The organism is Paenibacillus aestuarii (assembly GCF_027789125.1).
Classification (GTDB): domain Bacteria; phylum Bacillota; class Bacilli; order Paenibacillales; family NBRC-103111; genus Paenibacillus_E; species Paenibacillus_E aestuarii.
Genome location: NZ_JAQFVF010000077.1, coordinates 18,020 through 41,974 on the forward strand (window position 1 = coordinate 18,020; position 23,955 = coordinate 41,974).

Genomic DNA, 23,955 nt, shown 5'->3' on the forward strand with positions numbered 1-23,955 from the left:
TTTAGAGACTTTGTCCCTGGTTGGTAATTGTACCATCGTCGTCCACGATAGGTGAATCGATTAGGTCGTTATCCATAATATTCGTAATTATTCCTAACGAGTTATTCACCCCAAATAACATTCCTTGACCGATGTTCTGTTTTTCATGAGCTGACCAACCGCTTTGAACAATTTCTCCAACAGATACTGTACCGTTTCTTTGCTGCCCAGCGACATTAATCATGTTGAAAAGAATAGAAAGAGCCATGTTATCTCTCCTCAAATCTTAATACAATAAGGTATGCGCCTAAGCTTGGATTGTTTAACTTTCTTTTTTGCTATAAGTAAAGCGACAAAAAGTTAAATAATGACGAACATTGCTGGCTTCTGTTTACTGAATCCTGGTCTTGTCCCAAATGGTACTAGGAGGAATAATTTCGCCCAGCGATTTTCAATAAAGAATACCCATATCAATAACATTAAAATTGCTTCGTGCATTTGAGGATTGATATTACAAGGGCATCGGAGTTTCACGGACCATCAGTCTTCATCGAAGTCATTAAGCCAGAAAATAGAAGGTAATATCCCCGCAGTCGCAGCAGACATAGGGGATTTAACGTAAGTATAATTCCGAAAATGGACAAATTCTAATTGGCGAGGATACTTGGGGCCTACGTTTCTTGTGAAAAAAACATATTCTCGGCGATATGTCCCTGATCTGTTTTCATCTTTTCGAGCATGGTGCGCAATTCTTCAGGGCTTGCGGTTGACGTTATACCAATGTTGAGTGTTCCTTTCAGCTCGTTTACGTGCAGTTCCTGTATTTTGTAGGTGATATTTGGAGGCGTTGTATGTTTGGAGTGATCATTCATCTTCTCTTTGAGCTGGTTATCTACATGTTCTTTTAATTGAGTTTTAATTTGATCCGAAAGGTCAAATAGTAGGGGGCCGAGCAATTGATCTTTTAATTTTTTATTTTCCGCCTCTAGCTCACATTGCTTGAACTCCAACATGGCGATCCTTTGCTCAAATTGACGTATACAGGAGAGCAGATAATTATTTGCATCATACATAATGTCGCCTCCTTCAGAAATAAAATTCAGCAAATGATCACTCGTTTACGACTGGGTGTGGTGGCGGTAATTCATCGTCCTTTTGACCAGTTTCAGGCGTCTTTTCGTTTACTCCTTCTGCAATTTCAGTTGCCCTGTTGTCTGATAAAATGTTGTATCCAATATTGAGGGAACCCAAGTTGGCAATGGAGTTCACTTTAATGTGGTTAATATAAAAGTTCATACATGAGTTCTCCTTATACCAGATTACTGTTTCCCTGATCACTGATGTCAGGATCGAAAACATTGTTTCGGTCCGCATTCACAGAAGATGTGGCGTCTCCAATTACAGTATTGCCTCCCACTGCCTTAGAATTTGCAGCATTTCCTCGTAATAAATTGTCTCCGAAATTAACGACGCCTCCAGTAGCAACTTCGTTGATTCTGATGTTTATAATGTTAAACACGTTTGGCATAAAGTTCATCCTTTGTGCGTTTTAGCCGATTACATCGGCCAACTGCGCGATTGCAGTATTTGTAATGATAAAGTCCAAAATAAAAATTTCAGAAGGCTCAAAAAACTTATGAATGGGTTCTACTACTGGAAAGGGAAATAACCTGCAGTTCTAAGATAAGTGCTTTGTTACGCACAAATCAGTAGTTACCGTCTGGTTCATCCGATCCCAACTCCCATTCATTCACTCTGTGATGTAGTGTATTCATTTTCCTGGGCATCTGTGTCTGAAATTGCTGAGGTTGGATAAGGGTAACAGATTCAAGGCAAAGGAAAAGTGTTTAGTTCACCTATAAGCTCGGTAGAGAAAGGAGGTACCCCAAATGAAGACGTAATTGTGAGGGCATTCCCCCTTAACTGTTCAAGATTATGAGTGAATTCAATCGGGTGGCTAGTCGGATGAAGGTCGATTAGAAGAGTAACCAAGACTATGCAAAAAAAAAGTTCACCAATAAAGGTGAACTAGGGAAAAATAATTTAAGAACGCATTCCTATCTCAGCTCTGCGAGACTATTCGACGATTCAGATGCTTGTGTTATGCGAATAGCTTAGGGTTCGGACCATATTGATTATCATGGGAATCACTATCCAAGCAGCTAAATACAAGGAGAATAATCGAGCCGACAATCGGGATCAAACCTATTAAAATCCACCATCCGCTTCTTCCCGTATCATGAAGCCTTCTGAATGTAACAGCCAGCGAAGGCAGGAGAACAGCCAAGGAATAGATTCCTGTAAGCACACTTCGAAGTCCAACAACTAATTCCAAAATTGTAAGTACAATACCGATAATTGCACTAAAAAGTGTGAACATCCAATACTCTTTGCGTCGTGCCCTTCCTGAAAATCCTACGTAATTTTGCAATACTTTCAAATACCATTCCATTTTACAACCTCCTTCATCATCTACAAAAACCTACAATTACCCATTTGTCTACTATATATTACAAAATTCGCGGCAATTTGTGAACTAAAATTTCGTAAATTTTTGATTAAATCGACATAAAAATACATCGTTATCATTCTGTGAATACGGTTTACAGATGAAAGTGACATTAAACACAAACAGATCTTGATTATGAGGTATGCTTCTTTTTATGGAAAACCACTTACCGTTCATAAACTACGGCACACCTTCGCTACCCGCTTCTACAGAGAAGAAAAAGATCACCTGCAGCTGCAAAGCTACTAGGCCTTTCTGACCCTAAAACTACAGTAATTGATTCGCAAATAGGTCAAAGTAAGATGGACGAAGCAGTTGAGCGAGTTGATAAATGAGTGGAATTGTAGAAGTTCAATAAGTAATTGCTGATTAAGTAATCCTCTTTTGTTATGCCAATGAAATGACACAAAGTTCCCCCGAAATTCAGAAGAGTAGGGGACTTCCTGTCATTATTTACATTATCGCAATCACGACTTATACTATTTGCATACCATTCAGCAGGATACAGCTGTAGAAAACACTTCAACGCCTAAATAGCATTTAATACAAAGGTGGGTTGACTTTCGTTGTCATATACAGGAGTCACTCTAGGCAGAGTAGCGTATCAATGTTTGATCCCTATACGTCTATTTTATCAAGTAATAAATGAAAATAGGGTTCAGAAATGAAATAAAAATTACTTATTATCGCCTTATCTTCGTTGGATGTTTTTGGAAATCGAATGACGAGAATCCTTCGTATAACAAAACCAGCAATGCTGAAATGGTGATAAGGGAAGAGACATGAGGTGTATCATGAATAAAAAAGCGCTAAGCATCATTTTCCTTGTCATAGGCGGCCTGGCGCTGCTGCCATATCCTTTCATGATGATTGGAAACATCATGCAGATTGCTGGGAGTCGATCGGGCGACGAGAGCGCGATGTTAATATTCGTCGTATTCTCTTTCGTGATCGTATCGAGCTTGTATTTGATTACTTATTTGGTGTGTTTGATTCTCGCTATCGTCAAGCGGAAGCGAGGAATCTTACTGATTTCGACCATTCCACTTTTTCACCTTCTCCTGCTTTTTGCGTTGCTATTGGTTTGGTTCTTAATTGAATAATAATCAAACGTTACATCGGGATCGGTCAAAGGCTAGGGTTCAGCAAATAAGAAGTGATGATAAAGTCCAGTTAGTTCGGGGCAATTCCTCCAATTGGAGCGAATTCGTACGAGTTAGCCGGACTTTTTTGTTAAAAGAGCGCTAATACTCGCCAGTCTAAGGGGAGAATAGAATTTTGTCTGGCAAAATAAAGGGGGGTTTAACGATAAACCATCCATTGGGTTGTTTAACGAACTTTAGCCTGAAGTCTCTATTCCTCAAAATTAGTAACATTTTCGGATGGGGGATGGCTTCTTTGTTATAAGAAATAATAAAAGTTGTAGTAACAAAACTTGGAAATTGATATACTGGTGATGACGAACGTGCGTTCTATTCTTGGCGGAGTGATTTTCTGCGCAAACGATCGCGTAATATCTCCAAAGTATATTCGTTGGTTTGTGTCGAAAACATTAAAATCAAAAATTGGAAAAAACTGACTTACATGCCAAAAGTGGAGGGATAGTTAATGTCAAATGGGGGATTTCCAAGAAATGAGATTGAAAGATCGGGTTATACACTAGTATTTCAAGACGATTTTGAGTTCGATGACTTAAACCATGCGAAGTGGCTTCCTTATTATTTGCCCCAATGGAGCAGCCGTGAAAGCTCCAAAGCAAAGTATAGAATCGAAAATAGCCTTCTCATCTTACAAATAACCGAGGACCAGTTACCGTGGTGTCAAGAGTTTAATGGAGATGTGAAAGTAAGTAATCTTCAGACAGGGGTATATTCGGGTCCCGTTGGCAGTCAATATGGTCAACACAAGTTTTCAAGTAACTGTCTTGTCCGAGAAGAGCAAGCGGTTGAAAGACTGTTTACGCCTCAGTATGGATATTTTGAAATACGGGTAAAAGGAATCAGAAGCCCCTATAACGTTTGTGCATTTTGGATGATCGGCTTCGAGGATCAACCCTATAAATCAGCCGAAATATGCCCTTTTGAATTGAAAGGTTGGAATGTGAGTTCCGATAGATGTACGATTGGTTTTGGCATCCATCCATTCGGTGATCCGGAGATTCATGATGAATTTTTAGAGAAGGAATTTCGCTTTGACCCTACTCAGTTTCACCTTTACGCTGTTGATTGGACTGAACAGGGCGTTGAATTTTATATCGATAACGAATTGATATATACATCTGACCAATCACCGCGATATCCAATGCAATTGATGCTTAACATTTATGAAATTCCTTCACCCGATAATGCTTCGGTTGTGACGAAAGTATATCCCAGCGAGTTTATTATTGATTATGTGCGTTGTTATCAGAAAAATGGTTGATTCCAAAGCATTCTGCCTATAAGTACTACTATTTAGTTAATTAAGTTAACGGCGGGCTTTAGTTCAACAAACTACAAAGTGAGGATGTAGGACTTACATTTAATGACGACTCCAACATACCCGATGAAGAAAATGTAATAGCGATTGCAAAAAGATGGTCTGTGTCACCATTCCATTAATGGATAGTGGAAATACAAAATAGGAATTGGTCTGATCGACAAGACTCAATAATCTATTTGTGCCTGTTAAAGTAACGGGCAGCATGCGCAACATTGTTGTCTTCAAAAAAATTCAGATTTCCACTTGTATATTACGTAACGTAAGGATTTATAATGAACGTAGCAGCAGGACAAAACACAGGACAACGGAAAAAAAATCGAACAAAATAAACTTGAAATCGAAGGAGGAACGAACATGAGAAAACTCGTATTGTTTATGCATATGTCGCTGGACGGGTATGCGTCGGATTCGAAAGGGGGACTCGATTGGATTCCGTACAACGAGGAATTAGAGAAATACGCCGAGGAGATCGTAGCAGAAGTCGGAGCACCAGTTTATGGACGCACGACGTATCAGATGATGGAGAGCTACTGGCCCACGATGCTGGATGATCCGAATGCGTCGAGTCACGAAATGGAGCATGCCAAATGGCTGCAAGATGTTAAGAAGATCGTCATTTCCGGGACGATGGACAAGGTGGAATGGAACAATACAATGCTGATCAAGGACAATATCGCAGAGGAAATCAAGGTGCTCAAGGAGCAGCCTGGCAAAAATCTTGTCATCTTCGGCAGCCCGGGAGCGGCGAAGACGCTGCTTGAGCTCGGCCTGATCGACGAATTCCTACTGACGATTTGTCCAGTCGTCCTGGGCAGCGGAAAATCGGTATTCGACGGCGGCGTCGAGAAAATTAGGCTCAAGCTGCTGTCCAGCCGATCGTTCAAATCGGGCATTATCGCGACCCGCTATGAGTTGGAGAAATAGTCACGCTGTACAAGGTGCTCCGCTCTAACGGGGAACGTTATTTTAATTAAACAGCCTGCCGGCGTTATCCGGCAGGCTTGATCATTAGCGGCATTAGAGTCATTTCCAAATTTAAACCGCTCGCTACATTATAAAAAACCGAACGCATAAAGAAAGAACAGTACCCAGAGCACTGATAACATATATGCGAAATGAGGTTTATTAAAATGCAATCTAAGCATAGGAAACATTGCACAATACAAGAAGAAAGACCACCAATAATTCCATCCGCCCTCGTATGAAATAAAACCGAAAAGATATTGAAACCCCTCCAACAGTGAAAAAGCTAAAATAAACCCAACTGTATAAAAGATTTTGTTCCTCGCGTTTGTACTTGGAAATTTAGATAAAAATATAAAAGCAATTAATGGATTTATGATGTAATTATGAATGGTTTCGTTGATGGTATGACCAAGAGCCGAATGGAGAATCCACAATTTATTTTGGTTGGTATAAAAATAATAAGTAAAGTTCATTAGTGCTATGTATAACATAGTAGCTTGAAATTCTCTTATTTTAAACCAATCGCCCAAGCGTAAAGAAACTAATAATAGGCAAGTCGCTTCAATAATATAAAACATCGGCGGTATCTCCTTGAAAGTTACTTACAGTAGTTTCTCCAATAAAGTTTATAAGTAACTTACTTTATTAAATTTTAAGTATATGTTCGCTTAATTTAGAACAGGGGCGCTTTATTTTGGATTGCAGGAGGTTAGATTATGATATCTGTTAAAGCACGGGCAACATTTAGTCCGGATGGTCCGTTCAAACTGACCACGATAAAGCGCAGGGATCTTGAGCCGCATGATGTCCTTATTGAGATTAAATACGCTGGTATTTGCCACTCTCTCTGATATCCATACGGCTCAGTTCGGGGACACGAGATTGCTGGTATTGTTACTCAAGTTGGTTCGGAAGTCAAAAAATATACCGCTGGTGACCGAGTTGGGGTAGGCTGCATGGTTGACTCCTGTCGGGAGTGTGATCCTTGTCGTAAGGGAGAAGAACAATATTGCCTCAAAGGAAACACAGACACCTATGCAGCATTCGACAGATACGGGCAATATACGCAAGGCGGCTATTCCACACACATTGTCGTGACGGAAGATTTTGTGGTTAGAATTCCTGATGGTATGGAGCTTGACGTAGCTGCGCCGCTCTTGTAAGATCGAGGTTATTTCCGCTAAACAGATTGATGAAGCCTGGGAGCGCGTATTAGCTTCAGATGTCCGATATCGATTTGTAATCGACATCAGTACGATGGAGAATTAAATAACGAGTAACCCTAGTCGCATAATTGGGCACACCTACATCGGTGTGCCTCTTTGATTGGCGTTGAACGCTCATCTTGAATGGACATACCAATATGTTTTCTGTAAAGAGAATAGAAAAACTGGACTCATGAATTTTTTACGGAAGTGTTAGAGCAAATCTTAGGTGGGAGTTTTTTACTGCAGAGGAGAAACATCAGCGAGTGTGTAATGCGCGACGCGGAGGGGAGGTATATAAATTGGTAATTTTCCAATAATATAAAGATATCTCATATCGGAGTGAATGTTGTGCATAATTCTTATTGGTTTTTTGCTTTACTTATTTCAAGCACAATAATATTCTGTTTTTTATTATTAAAGAAAAGAAATTTCCAAACTGTATTACTTTATTTAACAATGGTTGGATATGGTTATATCATCGAAACCACGATTTTTAATTTCTTAGGAAGCTATGATTATTACCCGAACCTTATTAGGCATAATTCATTTTATGATAGTGAATTGGGAGCATTTTTCTCAAACGCGCTATCTTTACCGGTCATTGCAACCCTGATAGCAACTTTCCAATTAAATTGGTTTTGGATCGTCTTTTTTTCAGGATACTTTGTTGGCATTGAATGGTTATTTTTAAAGCTCCATATCTATACACATCACTGGTGGAGATTAGAATATACGGGATTGGGTCTACCGATATATTTTGTTTTAGCTAAAGTTTTTTATAAATGGATTTTACTTCCTTCAAAAGGATTCAAACATTATTTTATGCTTTATTTAATTACTGGCTCCATTTCTGCGAGCGCCCATATTCTTCCGATGCTCTTTTTCTTGAATCGATTTTATCGCCCTGGATGGTTCGAAAATGAAGGTCGCGATTCCATCGCATTCTCAGCAATTTATTATTTGTGCGCAAGCCTTTTCTATTGTTTAATTGTTAAAGTCAAGTGGAAAACGAAATGGATAAAATACATCTTATCAGGTTTATTTACTTATATCGTGAATCTAGTTCTAATAAAGTTTGGAATCCTTTACAGTCTTGTTTGGTGGGACCAGATGTATTATGTTTGTTTATCCTTATTGCTTATCGTGCTTGTTAAGATCATAGATACAAGATTATTTAATCCGAACTAACCATCAGGTGCTACTCTCATTAGAGAAATGCACCTGTTTTGCCGTTTAGAATATGTTTAAGATCTATCCAACAAGAGCTTTTTTATTGATTCAATAGGCAAAAGCTTTTGTAGTGTTCATTTAACTTTGATTTGAAATTCTGTAGACTCATTTTTTTATTTTGTAATTCTGCTCCTTTTAAGAAACTTGTATTTTCCTTAATTGTTCCCGGGCATAAGAGCTTGATTAGAATTGGAGTTTACAAGAAACGAATCATAATTGCTCATACCACTTTTCCTAAAATTATAATTATTGTACTCAAAGGAAAATCATTATTAATCTGATTATCCGCTTTTAATTCTGTTTTATGTCAAAATAGACACGCATTCAGCCTAAATGTTTCCATTAAGTATATTTTATATGAAGTCCATACAGATGAGTTTATTTAAAAATAAACTTCTACTCAATAATTACAAAATTATGTTTCCTTAAAGAAAGCGAAGAAAAGCGTTTCACGTGAATTTTCTGCCGCGTGGCAGGCACCGGATCTACGTAGGCAAATTTGTGTCATTAGACAACAAGTGTCCGGCGATACAAACATGAGTGAACGTTCTTATCAAAAGCATGAGTAATCTTGGGCAATGAATCTGATACTGCATAGTTTAAGATCATTCGCACTTAACCGTATCACAAAATGGCGAATTTTGTCGAATGCTATTAGACCTCTAATTTAAATTTAGAGGTTTTTTCGTGCGCTTGGCAGCGCATCGACTAAAGAATGAAAGTCTCTAGCATGCGACGAGGAGGCGGAAGTGTAAAGCTGACCAATAGTGCTCTGTCTGTGAGGTAGGGTGCGGATGATTGTGTAATCTGCTGTGGGTTAAAGTTCTTACCTGCAATACCCATACCGGCTTTAATCAACGCAATAGTAATCTAAGAATAGATCAATAATCGATGGGGATAGGTCATTGTTTAGAAGAAATCAATGACGTAAGATATCAATATCGCAATCAAATGAAAGCGAATTCAACTCAAGTATGGCGTCAAAATCCTTGATAAGCCGTTGGGCTGAGTAGAGTTGACTGCTGCCATTTCAGCACTTCATATTTTTTTTGGATATCGTTATTTGTCAATAAATTCGTTGAATATAAAATAGGGGGCCTGACATGGTACGAATAGAAAAATACAGCAAGAAAAGCATCCCAATAATAAAATTCCTCTTTATTATGCCTTTTATGGTTCTACTTGGTGTCTTTGCATACTACCCGCTATATGGTTGGGTTTATGCATTCTTTGACTATACGCCGCCGATTCCGCTATCCCAATCGCCGTTTGTGGGTTTGAAGTGGTTTCATACCTTGGTCGAAAACCAAGTAAAGATCGATCAAACGCTTCAAATTCTCAAGAACACGTTTGGGATGAGTGGCTTGAATCTGCTATTCTCCTGGCTTCCAATGATTTTTGCCATATTCCTGACTGAGATCAAGTCTGTACGGTTCCGGAGGTTCATACAGACGGTAACAACCTTGCCGAACTTTATCAGCTGGGTATTGGTCTATTCACTGGCATTTTCAATGTTCTCTAGTCAAGGTATAGTCAACAGCCTTTTGAAACAACTTGGATTTATCGATTCCCCGATTTTACTTCTTCAAAATTCCGACCATGTTTGGATTATGATGTGGATATGGACAACCTGGAAAACATTGGGTTGGTCAGCCATATTGTATATAGCAGCAATTATGGGCATAGATGATTCGCTATATGAAGCGGCCTATGTAGACGGTGCGACAAGAATGAGGGTGATCTGGCATGTTGTATTGCCAAGTATGGTGCCAACCTATTTCGTATTGTTGATGCTCCAAATTGCGAGTTTCCTGAATAATGGTTTAGAGCAATATTTTGTATTTCAAAATGCATTTAATAAGGATTCCATACAGGTTTTAGACTTATATGTTTACAACCTTGCAATGGGAGGCGGCAGCTATTCGGTGTCCGTTGCAATCAGTGTGCTTAAGAGCTTGATCAGTGTTGTGCTTCTCTTTTCTGTGAACGGACTATCAAAAAGATTAAGGGGAGAGAGTATTGTATGAGTCATACAGCAGCAGGGCTGGCGCCAAATGATAAAGTGCCCGGTAGTCATCTCACCAGAAAAATGAAAGTCCAAGTCAGCGCAACAGACAAGATGATTACTGTTTTAATATATGGGTTGTTTTCTCTGTATGCGCTTATATGTGTATATCCATTTTACTCCATCATTATTAATACCATAAGCGCTAATGATATCAGTGCCAAAGGTGATGTTATCTTCTACCCGATAAATATCCAATTCCATAACTACGTGGATGCGTTTAAAATACCGGGATTGTGGGATGCTGCCGTTGTATCTGTAGCAAGGACCGTGATTGGAACCACGTTGACGGTAGGGGCTTCCGCTTTTCTGGGATTCATGTTTACCCAGGAGGATATGTGGAGGAGAAAATTTTGGTATCGCTATACGGTTTTAACCATGTTTTTTAATGCCGGCGTTATTCCTTGGTATTTGACAATGAGGTCTTTGCATCTGACAAACAATTTTTTGGCCTACATTCTGCCGACGATTGTAGCTCCGTTTTTTATCATTCTTGTAAAAACTTTCGTGGAATCAACGCCGAAGGAATTGCAACATGCGGCAAGTATCGACGGCGCCGGGACCATGACTCTTTTTTTCAAGATCATGTTGCCTATTTGTAAACCCATATTAGCTACAGTTGCTATATTTGCAGCAGTGGATCAGTGGAATTCCTTCCAGGATACGTTGTTGTTAGTCACGGAGAGCAAACTTTATAGCTTACAGTTTATTCTATACAACTATATGAATCAGGCAAGTTCCTTATCCAGCATGGTAAACCTGCAGAATGCCGGCTCGACAGCGATGTCAAGTCTGGCAACGAAGCAAACGACGACTTCCATTCGAATGACGGTGACTGTTATTGTTGTAGCGCCTATTTTGTTGGTTTATCCGATTTTCCAAAGTTTTTTTGTAAAGGGGATTATGATCGGTGCAGTGAAAGGATAATTTGCACCGGATTAATAAATTGAAAAATTATGGGGGTTGAGTATGCATAAACCTGGTAAAGCAATAAAAAAATCGGCGTTGTTATTGTTTGCTAGCCTTTTCATGGTATCGGTCGCATTAACCGGCTGTGGAGAAGAATCTAATAATAAGTCTGCATCAACGGAACCAAGTAAGTCATCGAACCCAGGTACTGAAGCTACATCCAAGGCACTAGATCACAGTAAACCGCTGACCATAACTGTTTTTGACAATGCAGCAAATTATCAAGGAGAGCAGAAAGGGTGGTACGGAAAGCTTATTAAGGATAAGTTCAATATCACTCTGAACATTCTTGCTCCGCAGATTGCCGGCGATCAGCTATACAAGACAAGATCGGCAGCAGGTAATTTGGGCGATCTCCTGATCGTCAGTAACAATCAGTTGGAAGAATTAATTCCGGCCGGTCTGATTATGGACCTCACGGATAAGATCAAGAATACGCCGAACCTGTCCAAATATGTGGACAATCATTTCAAACCTTTCAATGCAGCATTCCAAAAAGTAAATCCTAGTGGCAAGATTTATGCTTTGCCGACCTTTGAGGCCGATACTTCACCAACGACATACTCGGAACAAATCCCTTACTCAAGCCCAATAATGCCTTGGGATTATTATAAGGGTGTCGGGGCTCCCAAGCTGAACAATCTGGATGATCTTTTGAATGTACTGAAACAAATGCATGAGAAATATCCGAAGACTCCGGACGGTAAACCGATCGCTCCAATCACGTTGTGGAAGGATTGGGACAGCAGAGGCACTATGGAAAATGCACGCTGGTTGAGCAATTGGTACGGTTATGAGCAGCCAGAAGGAACCACGACCATGCAGTTAAATGCAAAAGGCGACGTCGTTCCCCTCATCGATGACAACAGTATGTATAAGAAAATTCTGCAATTCTATTTTAAAGCAAATCAGATGGGTTTGGTTGACCCTGACTCGCCGACCCAGGATTGGAACAAAGTATCGGAAAAGTTGACCAACAAGCAGGTATTTCTTTTGTGGTACTCATGGGAAACAGGGTTCTACAATACAATTGAAAGAGGTAAAAAGGGTGATGGGAATGTTGCTATTCCGATCGCTGACACGCACATCATTCAGTCAAGTGATGCCTATTACGGCAATGGAAGAGCGTTTGCTATCGGTTCCAAAGCCAATGATCCCGATCGGATCATGGAATTCATAGATTGGCTGGCTTCTCCTGAAGGCTTGCGCTACTATGTGAACGGATTTGAAGGCTTCAACTACGAAAAGACGGCAGATGGTAAATTTAAGCTGACCGAAGTAGGTCAAACCGCATTCCAGAAAAATACACCTGTTCCAGATCAGTACGGAGGCGGCGGATATCAGGACGGACAAAGCAAGCTCAACACGATGATTATAAGCGATTTTGCCAAAGATCCAATGACAGGAGAGTTCTATAACAGTAATTACTGGGCTGCAACAATTGAAGCGAACAAGACAGCGCTAACGACGGATTGGCAAAACACCTATAATGCAGAAAACGCAACTGATTACTACTTGAAACATAAGATGATCGATATCGTCCCCAATATCAATACAAGTCTAGGCAGCGATTCATCAGATATTAAAAACAAACGCAGCCAGATTTCTGACTATGTAAAGAACACATCTTGGAAAATGGTATTTGCAAAGAATCAAGCAGAGTTCGACAAACTTTGGGAAATGATGAAGAAAGATGTAATAGGCCTCGGTTGGAATGATGTCTTCGCCTCGGATACGGCAAAAGCGCAACAGATTATTAAAATGCGTACCGATGCATTAGCTAGCAAGTAAAAATCATAATTTTATAATGAATGAGGGATATGTATTATTTATATTTCCCTCATTCATTTTCTGGTTCTAGACAAATACACAGACTGTCGATGATCTATTGCAGACCCTTGCGAAGGCACTTTAGTGGAACGAGTTCGCTTAATGAAAGGACAAGGGGATTATGTCAGAGGCCTGAATTTATCTCAATGGAGTCATGCATGGACAAACGGCAGACAACAGCAAATTCTGTACCATCCGTCGGATCTGGGAGGACGTAGAAAGGTGAGCGTGATCCTTCCGATAGGCATTCGCTTCAGGAACACGGGCACTTTCCGGTATGCACTGAGTTTTTGGCAGGGGGTTGCGAAGCAGACAGAATGTTGCGTGTAGAGAATAAGTGTTATCACCATAACCAGCTGCTCCATTTCAATGAGCATCTAGTTTTCGATCTAGGCAAGAGTGCCGAAGGAGCTGACGTTCCCCTACTTTATTGACTGTTTTCAAACGGTAATATATGCTAATAAAAAATTGATGTATTCTCATTTTTTGATACTGGAGGATCATGATGGCCAACATTTTCTATGTTGAGTATGATGCCCTGCACGAAAGCAATTTTGTGTTCGATATTCCTGAGGGCCATAACTGTTGGCTGCTCGTCGTGACCCATACACCTGCCCTGTTCTGGGTCAATGAAGAATTGAAGGAGTTCCCAGCACACAGTGGAGTTTTATACCATCCCCATCAAAAAATTTATTACCGGGCCAGCGCGGAACAATATAAGAACGACTGGATTCGTTTCGAATCCAACGAATCGTATGTAACCGAAACATCGCTTCCATTCGGAGTGCCATTTTCATTGAATGACCCTGAATATTGCCACAAAATATTTCAACTTCTCGTCAGTGAACACTCTTTTCAAAAAGATTATAAAGAATCATCCATTGACTGCTTACTGAGAACCCTGTTTAACAAGCTGCTGGAATCTTACTTTCATGAAGTGATTACGCCCAAATACTATAACTTGTTAACGCTTCGGACTGCCATTTACAGTAATCCTAGCCAGGACTGGGCGGTTCCGAGAATGGCCAATTCTATCCACATCAGTCCTGGGTATTTGCAGACAATTTACAAGAAGACCTTCGGGGTTTCTTGTATGGATGACGTGATTACAAGCCGCATCCGCCAAGCCAAGGAATATTTATTGCATGGCTCTCTCTCCACTGCAGAGGTCGCTTATCGCTGCGGATATAACAACGTGGAGCACTTCTGCCGTCAATTCAAGCGTATTACGGGCTTTACACCAAGAAAGTTTCACAAGCAGATGAAAGGCGAGTCTCTTGAGAGGGCCGCCAAACCGTAACTTACACAACAAAACAGGCGACTCTTCGCCAAACGTCCTACGTGGTTGCATGTACCATTGAATCCCGAAACAGTGATCTTTTGGACGAAGTCAGCATGAAGTTCGGTACCTGCGGCATTTTGATTGTTTCGAATACAAGCCTGCTGATTAGAAATAGAATCCGATTGTAAAGTGATGGAGGCAATCATTATGGGTGATGCACGTTTAGAGTACAAAGAAAGACTATTTTTTCACTCTGCAGCCAAGCATTGGGACGAAGCTTTTCCGATTGGCAATGGACGGCTGGGAGCTATGATTTTCGGAGGGCCATGCTCCGAACGATTGCAGCTTAATGAAGATTCCTTATGGTATGGAGGGCCGAGGGATCGGCATAACCCGGATGCTTTGGCACATCTTCCGGAAATTCGCCGCCTCATTTTTGAAGGAAAGCTCAAAGAAGCCGAGTCCCTCGCTTCGCTTGCCTTAACTGCAATCCCTGAAACCCAGCGTCATTATGTGCCGCTCGGCGATCTGTTTCTTCATTTCCAAACATTAGACAATAACCAAGTCATCGATTATGAACGGGAGCTCGATTTATCAGAAGCAGTGGTCAGTATTTCCTTTAAGGCGGGTAAGGTTCATTATCGTCGCAAGATCTTTGCGAGCTATCCGGACGGCGCGATTGTGATTCGATTGACGGCTAATACGCCGGGCCAAATTTCCTTCACAGCAAGAATGGGAAGGGAAAGGTTCCGATACGTAGACCGTATCCGCACAGAAGAAGGTAATTCGATCTTGATGAGCGGCAATAGTGGCGGAGGTGTTAACTATTGCGGTGTGTTGATGTGCAAACCAGAGGGAGGCCAAATGCGTACGATTGGGGAGCACTTGGTCGTGACCAATGCCGATGCTGCCACATTGGTCATTTCCGCCGCCACGGATTTTCGAGAGTCCGACCCTGAATCCGCAGCGTTTGCGAATGCCAAGCGTGCTGCATCACGGGCGTATACCGATTTATTAACGGCCCACATTGAGGATTATTGTAAACTGTTTGATCGGACATCGATAAGGCTTGATGCTGCATTCAATGCTGTGGAACAAGACACTTCCAAACGATTGGAACGGATGAAAGCTGGAACTGAAGACCCCGGACTTCAAGCTTTATATTTTCAATATGGCCGTTATCTGCTTATTGCTTCAAGCAGACCAGGATCTTTACCTGCGAATTTACAAGGGATTTGGAATAAGGATATGTTGCCGGCCTGGGACAGCAAATTTACCATTAACATTAATGCGCAAATGAACTATTGGCCGGCTGAGATTTGCAATTTACCCGAATGCCATGAGCCTCTTTTTGAATTGATCGAACGGATGATTCCAAACGGTCGCCGAACCGCTCAAGTCATGTATGGCTGTGGAGGCAGTTCTGCCCATCACAATACTGATATTTGGGCGGATACCGCACCGCAGGATCTTTATCTACCCTCGACATATTGGCCCCTTGGCCTAGCATGGTTATGTCTGCATCTTTGGGAACATTATCAATTCGAGCGGAATGAGGCTTTTCTGAATCATGCTTACCCGATGATGAAAGAAGCGGCTGCTTTTCTTGTTGATTATATGGTCGAACTTCCTAGTGGAGAGCTTGTCACTTGCCCCTCTGTCTCACCTGAAAACACATATAGATTGCCGAATGGGGAAACTGGCGTGCTTTGCTATGGGCCATCCATGGATATCCAGATTGCTCGTGAATTGTTTCTCGCATGTCTAGCGGCAGGTGAACAGTTAGAGACGGATATGGACTTCTTGACAACGCTTAAACTTACAATGGATAAACTGCCACAGCCTCAGATTGGGCGTCATGGACAAATACAGGAGTGGATTGAAGATTATGAGGAAGTGGAGCCAGGACATCGTCATATCTCACACTTATTCGCCTTGCACCCGGGAACACAGATCACCCCAGAGAAGACACCTAGCCTAAGTGCTGCTGCTCGCCGGACACTTGAGAGACGACTTGCAAACGGAGGGGGACATACAGGCTGGAGTCGCGCCTGGATTGTGAATTTTTGGGCTCGGCTTGGAGATGCGGAAGAAGCATACAAAAATGTAACTGCCCTATTGACGCACTCCACATTGCCCAACCTGCTCGATAACCATCCACCATTTCAAATAGACGGCAATTTTGGCGGGACTGCGGGTATCGCGGAAATGCTGCTACAAAGCCATGCTGACGCCATTCATTTGTTACCAGCTCTCCCTAAAGCTTGGTCCAATGGTGAAGTAACGGGGCTTCGCGCCCGCGGTGCGGTAACGGTAGATATGGCATGGAAGGACGGTCAATTAAAGCATGCTGTACTGAAGCCAGATTATAAAGGGGTGTATCGTATTCGTTGCAATCTGCCCATCCAATTATGGATGGAAGGGGAGATTTACGAGCCAACGCAACTCGACGCATCAAATTATTCATTTGAGGCGGAGGCAGGGACTGCGATTCATGTACGTGCTAAGCCCGAATCCAAGCCCGCGAATTGAGATTTCGGTTTTATCGTTTAACCAATACTCCTTAGAATAGAGATGTTCGGATTGTTGAGGACATGGGCATTATCTTTCTGCCTGCTCCAAATTCGCATTTGCGGATCAGGATGAAGGCTTGAAAACCAAAGCGGATGAGATTGTTGATATCAGCAAAAACATAACTAAGCTGCCGGTACGATCGGCAGCTTAATTTTGTAAAAGAGAAGCATAACATATTAAGTATAATTAATTATGATAAGTTATTTCTGATATATATATTTCTAAATGCGCGGAATGAATGCAGATGCAGGGTAGTTTTGTAAGGAAAAACAGAAATTTCTGCGTTAGTTAATAACAGGGAGTAAATCGCCCCATTAAAGGCCGCAGAAATCGCAGTTTTTCGTTAGTTATGGAGAAATTTACCGGTAGGGAAGCATGGGTGAATTGCAATATAATGAAGGAAATTACTGACTGCTGTAGAATAAAGTGTTAGCATTCAGCAATCGGCTTTTTGCTTAGAATTCAATATTCCAGGAGGAATTATGCAAGTGAAGTCCATTCTTTTCCCAGCTAGATTGTTGTCATTTATACTGATTTTCTGTTTCATCGTCAGCTTTCTCCCTAACGAAAGAGCTTACGCCGACTCATCGTCGTTTCATTATCAGCGATTTCCAGAATCAACCGTAGGTATTTCGCGCCCCGAGATTGGATTTACATTTCTCACAACGACTTTCAAAGTCGAAAACATTTCCTTCCAAATGCTGCTGGATGACCAAGAAGTCAAGGGATCTTGGGACCAAGCAGCGAGTAGCTATACGTATATGCCGAAAGTGGATTTGCAGCCCGGTGAACATCACGTAGACTTGTTCATAAATATGTCAGGCTATCATCCTCTATCAGAGAGCTGGACGTTCAATATTGCCAAACAGGCCGTCACTTCCGTGCCTGCTTCGCCTACAACCGAGCAGCAACAAGGGCTGAAGGTCGTGAATGATTATCGAAAATTATTCGGTCTTCAACCCCTACGCTGGAGCCAGGACTTGTCGCGAGCTGCTCAACTGCATGCTACTTACTTGCAAAATAATCAAGTAGATGCTCAAAAGGTTTCTCTCCATACCGAAGACAGCTCCAAAGCAGGTTACATCGGTGAAACCTTAGCGCAGCGTGCTCGATATGTCAATTATACTGGCGTGGGGATGGGGGAGGACGCATCCTTCGGGATGAGCAGTATGAATGATGCGATTGACAGCTTGTTTGATGCGCCATATCATCGAATTCCATTCCTCATGCAGGAAGCGACGGAAATAGGGATCGACCGCGAGGGCAGCTACTTCGTCATGGATTTTGGCTTCAATCAGCAAGCACCAACAACACAGTTAGTTGTTTCACCAGCTCCAGGAGATCGCTATGTGCCAACTGATTTTAATGGACACGAGTCGCCGGACCCGCTTCAAATTCATCGTGGAGCCGCCACTTATCCAGTAGGCTATCCGTTACTGGCTGTGATCTCTGGCCAATCCGTAACTAACATCATGCTGGATGAAGCAGATTTAGTGGATAGTGAAGGGAAATCGGTAAGTATTTTGCACGATACGCCAAACAGTGATAAAGAATTGGATAATGCCGTTATGCTGATTCCGACAAAACCGCTGCTTCCGGATTCACGCTACTCCGCACATATAAAAGTTTCGTTTATGGACAACGGTCAAGCCAAGACATTGCAAAAGGACTGGAGCTTTCAAACGGAACCTGCTTCATCCGTAGGTAAGCAAAAGCTGCACGAAAACTCGGATCTTTATATCAAACAACTGCAAGCGACTGGGGGCGTACCTCACGTTGTTACATTTAAACTCCAGGAGAGTGCCTTTACGCTAGATGGGATTAAGTTGCCTGCCAGAATGGAGCCAGTTATTATCGATGGATCTTCATACCTCTGGGTAAGAGATCTGGCTGGTGCCCTCGGAGCTTCCGTCACATGGGACGAGACCAAGCAAGCAGCTATTTATACTAAAAAAGGGAAAACCATTACCTTCTTTACAAATAAAGCTGCCTATGCGGATGAAAATCTGGAGCGGGAAACGCAGACACCGGCAAAACTTTATAATGGCACTACGTTGATTCCCGTGAGACTGATGTCCGAAGTTTTAGGAGCAAGAGTGCAATTTGACGATAAGACGAAAGTTATAACGATTACTTATTAATTCAGAAAAAAAAGCGGAAGATAAGCTTCCGCTTTTTATTATGTATAGAATCAGCGCTTAGATTCTCCTTTTTAGCTTAAAGTAACGGGCAGCTTGCTTCCTAAATGTGCTAATATAGATAGAGATTATGAGTTGATGATTGTCGGGTGAAAGGTACATGATCTCATTAAAGACCTCTTAAATAGCGGTTATTTATGTTTATTGGATAAAAGGTTATGGTAAAATTTACAAATACCAGTGATTATATCTGAGAGAATTTCTTCCCTATAAAAGAAAATAAGCGCCCTTTAGCATTTTGGGGATAGAGGGCCTCTAGTTAATTTAATGTAAGCCATTCTGAATGACGCCGCTGGCAGAAAAACGCGGAATTCCAAATACAATTTTTTGGGGGGGATATTATGAAGCCAAGAATTACTGTACTAACTTTAGGTGTAGATGATTTAGAGAGGGCATTAACGTTTTATCGAGATGGACTTGGGTTTCCAACGGAAGGTATAGTTGGTACAGAATTTGAACATGGTGCTGTTGCGTTTTTTGATTTACAGGAAGGCTTAAGAATGGCGATTTGGAAACGTAAAGATATTGCGTTTGATACCGGACTTGTTCAAAACATGCCAAGTTCTACGGAATTCACGATAGGTCATAATGTAGGAACCAAAGAAGAAGTTGATTCGGTAATGGAACAAGCTAAGAAAGCTGGCGCGACAATCACAGTTCCAGCCCACAGCACATTTTGGGGTGGTTATTCGGGTTACTTTCAAGATCCAGATGGACATTTGTGGGAAGTAGTATGGAATCCTCAGTGGGAAATTAAAGAATAATCCTCTGAGTCTGAGTCATATCGGATTAAACAAACTAATAATGAGCGGATAATGCTGTTTCATTCTGGAATAGGATAAATAGTAGAATAAATGGAAGCTTCGAACTAGGGAGGCTTTAAAATGGAATGCCATGTTAACAAGGGAACAATTAACTATGAAGTATGTGGAGAGGGAAGTCCAGTTATTGTGTTACATGCGATGGGGACAGACCATCGATCAATGATGTATTGGCTTGAACCCATTTTTATGGAAAGAACAGGCTGGCAGAGAATCTATTTGGACATTCCTGCTCATGGAAAAAGTGCAATCACTGAGCAAGTAAAGGGTACTGAAGATATGCTTGATATGATCATTGAGTTTATTGATGCAGTACTTCCTAATCAAATGTTTTCAGTTATTGGAGCTTCATTTGGGGGCTACTTGGCACAAGGTATAGTACACAAAAAAAGAGAGTTAATAACGGGGATTTCCTTAATTGCCTCTGCTCTTCATTTACCAGGAAGTGAAAGAACTCTGCCTGCAAAGGTTGTTTTTGAAGTAGATACAAGTTTATTTGTTGAACTTGATGATGATGTTTTAAATGCTTTTCAATTGCTTATGGTACGTCAAAACAAATCAAACTTATTAACTTTTTTAAAAGAAGTTCAGCCAGGAAGATTGCTCGCTAATCGTAATTTTCTATCATCTGATTGGAAGAAAGAAGGCTATTATTATAAGTTTGATCCACTTAGCTATTTTGAACAACTACAACAACCAATACTTATCGTTTTGGGGAAGCAGGATTCGATATGTGGTTATGAAGATCATATGAAAATTTTTGGAAATTACAGTCACGCTACTATTGCAATACTCGATCATGCAGGACATATGATTCAAATTGAGGAAAGGGATGTTCTTACGAGTTTGGTGACGGACTGGCTTCTTAGAATTAAAAATCGTTCAACTAACGAGAACTATAGCTAACAATTTGACATATCGCAAAACTGCAATGTATAATAGCGACATGGCCAACCAAATTGAAATTTTCAAGGCACTATCCAATGAAGCGCGCATTCAAATTTTAGAATGGCTGAAAGATCCAACAACTCATTTTTCACCCCAGGAAGGGGCTGATTTAATCACAGTTGGGGTATGTGTAAGTCAAATCACTGAAAAATTAAACATGAATCAATCCACTGCTTCGCAATATCTCTCCATGCTTCAAAGAGCAGGATTGGTCCACGCTACACGATTAGGGAAATGGACTTATTACAGAAGGAATGAAGATGCGATTAAAAATATTGGTCAGTTCCTTCAGAAATAAGCTATTCAGGAATATAGAAAACTGAATTCATTTATTGGATTCAGTTATTCTAAGAATATCATATCGACAATTTGCAAATTGTAAATTTTTTTAGTTTTAAATATTGAGATTTTGCGATATATAAATATATCATTTAAGGAGGTGAGATACTTGTAGTAAATTTGTCATCCTTGTTTCAGCATAGTAATTAATTCGAAAGTTACCAGCATGCGTGTTCGGGTGTCATGCTAGTTCCTAGATACTTGTTTTGATATTCTCAAAATGAATAAGAATTTAGTATTATGGTGCCCCAATAATAAAGGTACTTCATGACTAACAAACGTTTAACAAGCACATTTGGATGCATGTTGCCCGAAAGCTGGGTGTAGCTATACCGCTTTATAGCAATCAGAAATTACATTTTAATTAGAGAGAGGTAAAACGAAAATGGAAAACTTTGAATTTCATAATCCTACTAAGATCTTGTTTGGAAAAGGTCAAATAAGCAACTTGAAAAAGGAAATTCCTGCTTATGGCAAACGCATTTTGCTATTGTACGGAGGCGGCAGCATAAAAAAAATCGGACTTTACGATAAGGTCATTAGTGAACTCAAAGAAATCGGCGCTTATATCATTGAGTTAGGAGGCGTTGAACCGAATCCTCGACTAACGACTGTCATTACAGGGATTAACCTTATAAGAGAAAATCAGCTTGATTTTATTCTTGCAGTCGGTGGCGGCAGCGTCATTGATTGTGCTAAAGCAATTGCCGCGGGCGTTCCCTACGATGGCGACGTATGGGATATCGTGACTGGTAAGGCGAAAGCCCCATCCAATTCTGTACCGATTGGCACAGTAATCACGATAGCGGGAACAGGATCAGAGATGAACGGAAATTCCGTTATCACGAATTGGGAAACGAATACGAAAGCATTTTTTAACTCCAATCATGTACTTCCAAGATTCAGTATTCTAGATCCAGAGCTTACATTCTCTGTACCTCTGGACCAGACGATATACGGCACCGTTGATATTATGGCCCATGTCTTCGAACAATATTTTCATGCCTCGAGCAATGCACCTCTTCAAGAGAGAATTGGTGAAGCGATTCTTCGCACCGTCATCGAGACAGCACCTAAGCTCGTGAACGATTTGAACAATTACGAATATCGCGAAGTCATGTTGTTAAATGGTACATTGGCCTTAAACGGACTTACTGGAATGGGCGTTAATCCGGATTGGGCAACGCATCTTATCGAACATGCCGTATCTGCCGTCCATGACATACCGCATGGCGGGGGAATCGCGATTATTGCCCCGCATTGGATGGAACATGTCGCGGCTGTACGTCCGGAGAAAGTCGCACAACTCGGTGTACGTGTATTCGATTTGGACCAAACAGGGAAAACAGATGCTCAATTAGCAGTGGAAGCGATCCAGTCTCTCAAGAATTTTTGGGCCTCCATTGGAGCGCCTACAAAGCTTTCGGACTATGGAATCGATGACAAGGAAATTGAACTGATGACGGAAAGGTCTATGCTTGCCGATCAAATTGGCAACTATATTCCTCTTACAAAAGAAGACGTCAGAACGATTTTGAGAAATTCTTTATAATGAACGATAAGGATGGGCTGTCTCATAGAGACGGCCCCCCTTATAAAGCGATATAGAGTAACTTTTTCTGATGGATCTTTCATTTGAGAACAATATGATATTTAGGTTTAGACACATCCTTTGCAAAATAAGGATGCTGAAGTTAAGACTATTAAGCAAAAATGATAGAAAGAGGAGATATGTTTATGGTAACCCCACAAGTTCCTATTGGCTCTGGTTTCGGGGCTTCATCAACTGCCGCTGAAGTTATCAAAGGAATTGATTTAACCGGTAAAAACGTCGTTGTCACTGGCGGTTATTCCGGCATTGGATTGGAAACCGTTCGCGCATTCCATGCCGCCGGCGCCAAGGTCATCGTGACTGCTCGAGATATGGAGAAAGCGAAGGCAGCCCTCAGAGAAATGCCGGATGTGCTGATAGACTATTTGGATCTGCTTCATCCGGCATCGATCGATGCTTTCGCTGATCGCTTCTTTAGCCAATTCGATAAACTCCACATACTGGTTAATAATGCGGGCGTTATGGCAGCTCCGCTAACACGGGACGAACGAGGATATGAATCCCAGTTTGCAGCTAATCATCTCGGCCATTTCCAGTTAACTTGTCGCCTTTGGCCAGCGCTCGTTCGTGCGGAAGGGGCGCGAGTCGTATCCCTGTCTTCCTATGGGTATATTCGTGGTGGAATCGACTTTCACGATCCGCATTTCAAACAACGTGAATATCATCCTTGGGTTGCCTACGGGCAGGCAAAGCGCGCAAACGCTTTGTTCGCTGTCGCGCTCGACTCGATCGGAATGAGCCAAGGAGTACGCGCTTTTTCCGTTCATCCGGGCGGAATTGTAACGGATCTGCAGCGGCATTTGTCCCAGACTGAACTGGACGCTCTTAAACTCTTTGATAAAGCTGGTAAGCCGATTATCGATCCTGAAGGCGTCGACAGAAAAAGTCCGCAGCAAGGCGCGGCAACAAGCGTTTGGTGTGCAACGAGTCCACTGCTGGAAGGT

General features: G+C 41.4%; 21 protein-coding genes and 1 pseudogene. 16 read left to right on the forward strand and 6 right to left on the reverse strand.

What is annotated here, in order from left to right:
• Position 1: 1 nt before the first annotated feature.
• From O9139_RS26165 to O9139_RS26185, 5 genes are all read right to left on the reverse strand, one after another.
• Positions 2-247 (reverse strand): hypothetical protein, encoded by a 246-nt coding sequence (locus O9139_RS26165; protein ID WP_270884695.1) that lies wholly within the window; start codon positions 245-247, stop codon positions 2-4.
• A 403-nt stretch (positions 248-650) separates the two neighbouring features.
• Positions 651-1,052, reverse strand: a complete 402-nt coding sequence (gerPC, locus tag O9139_RS26170; protein WP_270884696.1) for a spore germination protein GerPC — start codon at positions 1,050-1,052, stop codon at positions 651-653.
• 37 nt (positions 1,053-1,089) lie between these two features.
• Positions 1,090-1,275, reverse strand: a complete 186-nt coding sequence (locus O9139_RS26175) for a hypothetical protein (protein ID WP_270884697.1) — start codon at positions 1,273-1,275, stop codon at positions 1,090-1,092.
• Positions 1,276-1,288: 13 nt separating this feature from the next.
• Positions 1,289-1,516, reverse strand: a complete 228-nt coding sequence (locus tag O9139_RS26180) for a spore germination protein (protein WP_333742943.1) — start codon at positions 1,514-1,516, stop codon at positions 1,289-1,291.
• Positions 1,517-2,080: 564 nt separating this feature from the next.
• On the reverse strand, positions 2,081-2,431 hold the full coding sequence (locus tag O9139_RS26185; protein WP_270884699.1) for a DUF805 domain-containing protein: 351 nt from the start codon (positions 2,429-2,431) through the stop codon (positions 2,081-2,083).
• Between the two features lie 851 nt (positions 2,432-3,282).
• Here O9139_RS26185 and O9139_RS26190 point away from each other — a divergent pair.
• The 3 genes from O9139_RS26190 to O9139_RS26200 all read left to right on the forward strand — a co-directional run bounded on the left by O9139_RS26190 (position 3,283) and on the right by O9139_RS26200 (position 5,893).
• Positions 3,283-3,591, forward strand: coding sequence for a hypothetical protein (locus tag O9139_RS26190; protein WP_270884700.1), 309 nt, complete (start codon positions 3,283-3,285; stop codon positions 3,589-3,591).
• A gap of 505 nt (positions 3,592-4,096) precedes the next feature.
• Complete coding sequence (locus O9139_RS26195; RefSeq protein ID WP_270884701.1) at positions 4,097-4,909, forward strand: glycoside hydrolase family 16 protein; 813 nt, start codon at positions 4,097-4,099, stop codon at positions 4,907-4,909.
• A 414-nt stretch (positions 4,910-5,323) separates the two neighbouring features.
• Complete coding sequence (locus O9139_RS26200; protein ID WP_270884702.1) at positions 5,324-5,893, forward strand: dihydrofolate reductase family protein; 570 nt, start codon at positions 5,324-5,326, stop codon at positions 5,891-5,893.
• A gap of 128 nt (positions 5,894-6,021) precedes the next feature.
• On the opposite strand, the gene O9139_RS26205 is transcribed toward O9139_RS26200, so the two are convergent.
• Positions 6,022-6,513, reverse strand: coding sequence for a CBO0543 family protein (locus tag O9139_RS26205; RefSeq protein ID WP_270884703.1), 492 nt, complete (start codon positions 6,511-6,513; stop codon positions 6,022-6,024).
• Between the two features lie 138 nt (positions 6,514-6,651).
• On the opposite strand from O9139_RS26205, the pseudogene O9139_RS26210 reads away from it, so the two are divergent.
• The 13 genes and pseudogenes from O9139_RS26210 to O9139_RS26270 all read left to right on the forward strand — a co-directional run.
• Positions 6,652-7,095, forward strand: a pseudogene (locus tag O9139_RS26210) (alcohol dehydrogenase catalytic domain-containing protein); the annotation flags it as partial.
• 396 nt (positions 7,096-7,491) lie between these two features.
• Positions 7,492-8,331: a hypothetical protein gene (locus tag O9139_RS26215; protein WP_270884704.1), complete on the forward strand. Its 840-nt coding sequence runs from the start codon at positions 7,492-7,494 to the stop codon at positions 8,329-8,331.
• Positions 8,332-9,476: 1,145 nt separating this feature from the next.
• Positions 9,477-10,400 carry an ABC transporter permease subunit gene (locus O9139_RS26220; protein ID WP_270884705.1) on the forward strand — a complete coding sequence of 308 codons (924 nt, stop codon included), beginning with the start codon at positions 9,477-9,479 and terminating at the stop codon, positions 10,398-10,400.
• Positions 10,397-11,365 (forward strand): carbohydrate ABC transporter permease, encoded by a 969-nt coding sequence (locus tag O9139_RS26225; RefSeq protein WP_270884706.1) that lies wholly within the window; start codon positions 10,397-10,399, stop codon positions 11,363-11,365. The genes O9139_RS26220 and O9139_RS26225 overlap by 4 nt, the downstream gene beginning before the upstream one ends.
• A 42-nt stretch (positions 11,366-11,407) precedes the next feature.
• Positions 11,408-13,198 (forward strand): type 2 periplasmic-binding domain-containing protein, encoded by a 1,791-nt coding sequence (locus O9139_RS26230; RefSeq protein WP_270884707.1) that lies wholly within the window; start codon positions 11,408-11,410, stop codon positions 13,196-13,198.
• A gap of 541 nt (positions 13,199-13,739) precedes the next feature.
• Positions 13,740-14,537, forward strand: coding sequence for a helix-turn-helix transcriptional regulator (locus O9139_RS26235; RefSeq protein ID WP_270884708.1), 798 nt, complete (start codon positions 13,740-13,742; stop codon positions 14,535-14,537).
• 189 nt (positions 14,538-14,726) lie between these two features.
• Positions 14,727-17,051 carry a glycoside hydrolase family 95 protein gene (locus O9139_RS26240; RefSeq protein ID WP_270884709.1) on the forward strand — a complete coding sequence of 775 codons (2,325 nt, stop codon included), beginning with the start codon at positions 14,727-14,729 and terminating at the stop codon, positions 17,049-17,051.
• Between the two features lie 530 nt (positions 17,052-17,581).
• The gene (locus O9139_RS26245; RefSeq protein ID WP_270884710.1) at positions 17,582-19,234 is read left to right on the forward strand and encodes a stalk domain-containing protein; all 1,653 of its coding nucleotides are present in this window, start codon (positions 17,582-17,584) and stop codon (positions 19,232-19,234) included.
• 398 nt (positions 19,235-19,632) lie between these two features.
• Entirely contained in the window at positions 19,633-20,055 is a 423-nt protein-coding gene (locus O9139_RS26250; RefSeq protein ID WP_270884711.1) for a VOC family protein, read from the forward strand.
• A gap of 120 nt (positions 20,056-20,175) precedes the next feature.
• The gene (locus O9139_RS26255; RefSeq protein WP_270884712.1) at positions 20,176-21,018 is read left to right on the forward strand and encodes an alpha/beta fold hydrolase; all 843 of its coding nucleotides are present in this window, start codon (positions 20,176-20,178) and stop codon (positions 21,016-21,018) included.
• A 40-nt stretch (positions 21,019-21,058) separates the two neighbouring features.
• Positions 21,059-21,358: an ArsR/SmtB family transcription factor gene (locus tag O9139_RS26260; RefSeq protein WP_270884713.1), complete on the forward strand. Its 300-nt coding sequence runs from the start codon at positions 21,059-21,061 to the stop codon at positions 21,356-21,358.
• Between the two features lie 426 nt (positions 21,359-21,784).
• Positions 21,785-22,951: an iron-containing alcohol dehydrogenase gene (locus tag O9139_RS26265; protein WP_270884714.1), complete on the forward strand. Its 1,167-nt coding sequence runs from the start codon at positions 21,785-21,787 to the stop codon at positions 22,949-22,951.
• 185 nt (positions 22,952-23,136) lie between these two features.
• Positions 23,137-23,955, forward strand: an 819-nt coding sequence (locus O9139_RS26270; RefSeq protein WP_270884715.1) for an SDR family NAD(P)-dependent oxidoreductase, incomplete at its 3' end; no start/stop codon positions are given.